Source organism: Burkholderia sp. WTPI3 (assembly GCF_021483755.1).
GTDB lineage: Bacteria > Pseudomonadota > Gammaproteobacteria > Burkholderiales > Burkholderiaceae > Burkholderia.
In genome coordinates this window covers 1-4,816 of the sequence record NZ_JAGIXF010000175.1, presented here as the reverse complement: position 1 = coordinate 4,816, position 4,816 = coordinate 1, and the positions used below count along the sequence as shown (strand labels likewise).

At 71.3% G+C, this 4,816-nt stretch carries 2 protein-coding genes and 1 pseudogene; 2 read left to right on the top strand and 1 reads right to left on the bottom strand.

The window, feature by feature from the left end; translation table 11 throughout:
- The first annotated feature begins 1 nt into the window (after nucleotide 1).
- Nucleotides 2–1,822 carry an Hsp70 family protein gene (locus tag J7024_RS36205; protein ID WP_234745987.1) on the top strand — a complete coding sequence of 607 codons (1,821 nt, stop codon included), beginning with the start codon at nucleotides 2–4 and terminating at the stop codon, nucleotides 1,820–1,822.
- Nucleotides 1,823–1,827: 5 nt separating this feature from the next.
- Nucleotides 1,828–4,584: an Hsp70 family protein gene (locus J7024_RS36200; RefSeq protein ID WP_234745986.1), complete on the top strand. Its 2,757-nt coding sequence runs from the start codon at nucleotides 1,828–1,830 to the stop codon at nucleotides 4,582–4,584.
- Nucleotides 4,585–4,671: 87 nt separating this feature from the next.
- Here the strand turns inward: J7024_RS36200 and J7024_RS36195 are convergent.
- A pseudogene (locus J7024_RS36195) lies at nucleotides 4,672–4,816 on the bottom strand (citrulline utilization hydrolase CtlX); the annotation flags it as partial.

Sequence of the window (4,816 nt, the reverse complement as noted above, 5' to 3'; positions counted from 1 at the left end):
GATCGGTATCGACCTCGGGACGACCCACTGCGCGTTGTCGTACGTCGACAGCGCCGCGAGCGACGGCGAAAAAATCACGCAGCAGGTGCTGCCGATCGCGCAGCTGACCGCGCCGGGCGCGCTGGAGTCGCGCGACCTGCTGCCGTCGTTCCTTTATCTTCCGCATGAAAGCGAGCTGACGCAGGGCGACCTGACGCTGCCGTGGACGGCCTCGCGCGGCTTCGCGGTCGGCGAGATGGCGCGCACCCGCGGCGCGGGCACGCCGATCCGCCTCGTGTCGAGCGCGAAGAGCTGGCTGTGCCACCCGGGCGTCGATCGCCGCGCGGCGATCCTGCCGAGCGATGCGCCGCCCGAAGTGTCGCGCGTGTCGCCGCTGGAAAGCTCGATCCGCTACCTGACGCACCTGCGCGAAGCGTGGGACCACACCCATCCCGATGCGCCGTTCGCGGACCAGGACGTGACGGTCACGATCCCCGCGTCGTTCGACCCGGCCGCGCGCGAACTGACGGCGGAAGCCGCCCGCGCCGCCGGCTACTCGCGGATGACGCTGCTCGAGGAGCCGCAAGCGGCGCTCTACAGCTGGATCCAGAAGAGCGAAGGGGGCTGGCGCAAGCAGGTGCGGGTCGGCGACCTGATCCTGTGCGTCGACGTCGGCGGCGGCACGACCGACCTGTCGCTGATCGCGGTGGTCGAGCGCGACGGCAATCTCGAACTGCATCGCGTGGCGGTCGGCGAGCACATCCTGCTCGGCGGCGACAACATGGACCTCGCGCTCGCGCACGTGGTCGCGCGCAAGCTCGCGCAGCAGGGTACGCAGGCCGATCCGTGGCAACTGCGCGCACTGACCTACGCGTGCCGCTCCGCGAAGGAAACGCTGCTGTCCGACCCGACGATCGACGCGGTGCCGCTCGTCGTGCCGAGCCGCGGCTCGAAGCTGATCGGCGGCTCGATCCGCACGGAGCTCACGCGCGCGGAACTCACGCAGACGATCCTCGAAGGCTTCTTCCCGCAAGTCGATGCAGCGGCGCGCCCCGTGAGCCGCGCGCGTGTCGGCCTCACGCAGCTCGGCCTGCCGTATGCGCAAGACGCGGGCATCACGCGCCATCTCGCGGCGTTCCTCGGCCGCCAGGTCGCGGCGCTGGACGCGCTCGAAGGCGTGCAGCGCACGCTGCCGCAAGGCGCGACGTTCCTGCATCCGACCGCGGTGCTGTTCAACGGCGGCGTGTTCAAGTCGACGCTGCTCACGCAGCGCGTGCTCGATACGCTCAACGGCTGGCTTGCCGCCGAAGGTGCGCCGCCCGCGCGCCTGCTCGAAGGCGCGGATCTCGATCTCGCGGTCGCGCGCGGCGCGGCGTACTACGGCTTCGTGAAGCGCGGCCGTGGCGTGCGCATTCGCGGCGGCACGGCGCGTGCGTACTACGTCGCGATCGAGTCCGCGATGCCGGCGGTGCCGGGGCTCGAGCCGCCGGTGCAGGCGCTGTGCGTCGCGCCGTTCGGGATGGAGGAGGGCACCGACGCGGCGCTGCCGCCGCAGGAGTTCGGCCTCGTTGTCGGCGAACCGGTGCAGTTCCGCTTCTTCGGCTCGTCGGTGCGACGCCAGGACCAGGTCGGCACGCTGCTCGACTACTGGTCGCCGGAAGAGCTGCAGGAGCTCGAGGAAATCCAGGCGACGCTGCCCGCCGAAGGGCGTACGGTCGGCGAGATCGTGCCGGTGAAGCTGCATGCGCGCGTGACCGAAGCCGGCACGCTCGAACTCGAGGCGATCCCGAGCGGCACGGACGAGCGCTGGAAGGTCGAGTTCGACGTGCGCGGCACCGCCTGAGCGAGATGAAGCGCTATACGGTCGGCATCGACCTCGGCACGAGCAACACGGTCGTCGCGTACGTCGAGGCCGGCTCCGACGCAATCCGCGTGTTCGACGTCGAGCAGCTGGTCGGCCCCGGCGCGGTGGCGGCGCAGCCGCTGCTGCCGTCGGTGCGCTATCACCCGGCGGCGGGCGAACTGCCGCCGGACGCGCTGCGCCTGCCGTGGGCGGACGCTCCGAAGGCCAGCGCGCAATCGGCCGCGGCCAACGCGCTGCCGGCCGTGATCGGCCGCTATGCGCGCACGCTCGGCGCGCAGGTGCCGGGGCGGCTCGTGACCAGCGCGAAGAGCTGGTTGTCGCACGCATCGGTCGACCGGCTCGCGGCGATCCTGCCGTGGGGCGCGGCCGACGGCGTCGACAAGGTGTCGCCGGTCGATGCGAGCGCGAGCTATCTCGCGCACGTGCGTGCCGCATGGGACGCACATTTTCCCGATGCACCGCTCGCGAAGCAGGACGTGATCCTCACGGTGCCTGCGTCGTTCGACGACGGCGCGCGCGCATTGACGGTCGAGGCCGCCAGGCGCGCGAAACTGCCGGCGCTGCGGCTGCTGGAAGAGCCGCAGGCCGCGTTCTACGACTGGCTGTACGGCCAGCGCGCGACGTTGCGCGACACGTTCGCCGCGGCGCGGCGCGTGCTGATCTGCGACGTCGGCGGCGGCACGACCGACCTCACGCTCGTCGACGTCGCGTCGGGCGACGACGGCGAGCCCACCTTCACGCGCGTCGGCGTCGGCAATCACCTGATGCTCGGCGGCGACAACATGGACCTCGCGCTCGCGCGCCTGGTCGAGACGCGGCTGACCGAGCCCGGCACGCGGCTGTCGGCCGCGAGCCTGTCGCAGCTCGTCGAGCGCTGCCGCGCGGCGAAGGAGCGGCTGCTCGGCGACGACGCGCCCGCGTCCGTCACCGTGACGCTGCTCGGCGCGGGCAGCAAGCTGGTCGGCGGTGCGCGCTCGGCGGAGCTCACGCGGCAGGAAGTCGAGCAGATCGTCGTCGACGGTTTCTTTCCGCAGGTCGCGGCCGGCGAACTGCCGCGCCGTGCGCGGGCCGCGATCGTCGAATTCGGGTTGCCGTACGCGAGCGACCCGGCCGTCACGCGGCACGTCGCCGCGTTCCTGAACCGTCATGCGGAAGGCCCGCTGCCCGACACGCTGCTGCTCAACGGCGGTGTGTTCCGCGCGGGCGCGCTCGCCGGCCGTCTTGCGCAGACGCTCGGCGCGTGGCGCGGCGCGCCGCTCGACGTGCTGCACAACGCGCATCCGGACGTCGCGGTCGCGCGCGGCGCGGTGGCCTACGGGCTGGCGCGGGCAGGGCATGCGCCACGCATCGGCGGCGGATCGGCGCGCAGCTACTTCCTGGTTCTCGACGATGGCGCCGGCGACGCGGTGGCGCGCGGCGTCTGCCTGCTGCCGCGCGGTTCGGAAGAAGGCCGCGAGATCCGGCTCGAGGATCGCACGTTCGCGCTGCAGCTCGGGCAGCCGGTGCGTTTCCACCTCGTGTCGACGGTGGCCGACACCGTGTACCCGCCCGGCGATCTCGTCGACCTGGACGGCGGCGATTTCGTGCGGCTGCCGCCGATCGCGACGGTCGTCGACCGCAAGGCCGGCAGCGATGCGCGCGAAACGCCGGTGAAACTCACCGCGTCGCTGACCGAGGTCGGCACGCTCGAAATGCACTGCATCGCGACCGACGATGCGTCGCGCCGCTGGCGGCTCGAATTCCAGCTGCGCGGCGATGCGCCCGCGCAGGGCGGCGACGCTGCACTCGCGCGCCATCCGCGTCTGGACCACGCGATCGAGTTGATCGACCGTTCGTTCGGCGGCAAGGCGGCGGACGTCACGCCGAAGGACACGCGACGGTTGCGCGCGCAACTGGAGCAGGTGCTCGGCCCGCGCGACGAGTGGGACGTCGCGCTCGCGCGCGAACTGTTCGACGCATTGCTCGCGCGTGCGCGTCGGCGCCGGCGTTCGGCCGATCACGAACGCGCGTGGCTGAATCTCGCCGGCTATTGCCTGCGCCCGGGCTTCGGTCATCCGCTCGACGCGTGGCGCATCGAGCAGCTCTGGCCGCTGTTCGACGACGGAATCCAGTACGTGAACGACGCGCAGGTGTGGTCCGAGTGGTGGACGCTGTGGCGTCGCGCGGCCGGCGGCCTCGACGACGATGCGCAGACGCAGGTGCGCGACGCGATCGCGTTCCTCGAACCGTCCGACGACAAGCGCCGCAAGCTGCCGTTCGACCCGGCCAAGGTCGGCCCCGCCGACATGACGCGCTTGTCGGCGTCGCTCGAGCGGCTGCCGGTCGAGCGCAAGGTGGAATTGGCCGAGCGTTTGATCGGGCAATTGCAGAAGCCGTCCGAGCGCACGCTGTGCGCGTGGGCGCTCGGGCGGATCGGTGCGCGCCGGCCGTTCTACGGCAGCGCGCACAGTGTCGTGCCGGCCGACGTGGCGAACCGCTGGCTCGACGCGCTGTTCGCGCTCGACTGGAAACAGGTCGAACCCGCGGCGTTCGCGGTGGCGCAAATCGCGCGCATGACCGGCGACCGCGAACGCGATTTGCCGGACGACACGCGCGAAGCGGTGATCAAGCGTTTGTCGGCGGCCAACGCATCGGCGGCGTGGATCGACATGGTGCGCGAAGCGATCGCGTTCGACGAAGCCGACACGGCACGCGTGTTCGGCGAAACGCTGCCGGCCGGGCTGAAGCTGTTGGCGGGTTGAGTGATGAACGGATGCATCGATCCGGTTCGGAGATCGATGCATCCAGTTGTGTCGGACAGTCCGCTGCAATGGCGGACATGGGTTCTCTCAGTCGACGGCGACCGTTACCGCATCACGTTGCTGCTCTACCGATTCGCTTTCCTTCACGTCATGCATCGACGCGCGCCGCGCGAGATGAATGCCCGCGAGCATGCAGCGCACCGAGCCGCCGGCCAGTTCGATCGTCGGCACG

Coding starts and splice junctions, on each gene's coding strand:
- J7024_RS36200 (WP_234745986.1), top strand. CDS start 1,828: ATGAAGCGCTATACGGTCGGCATCGACCTCGGCACGAGCAACACGGTC.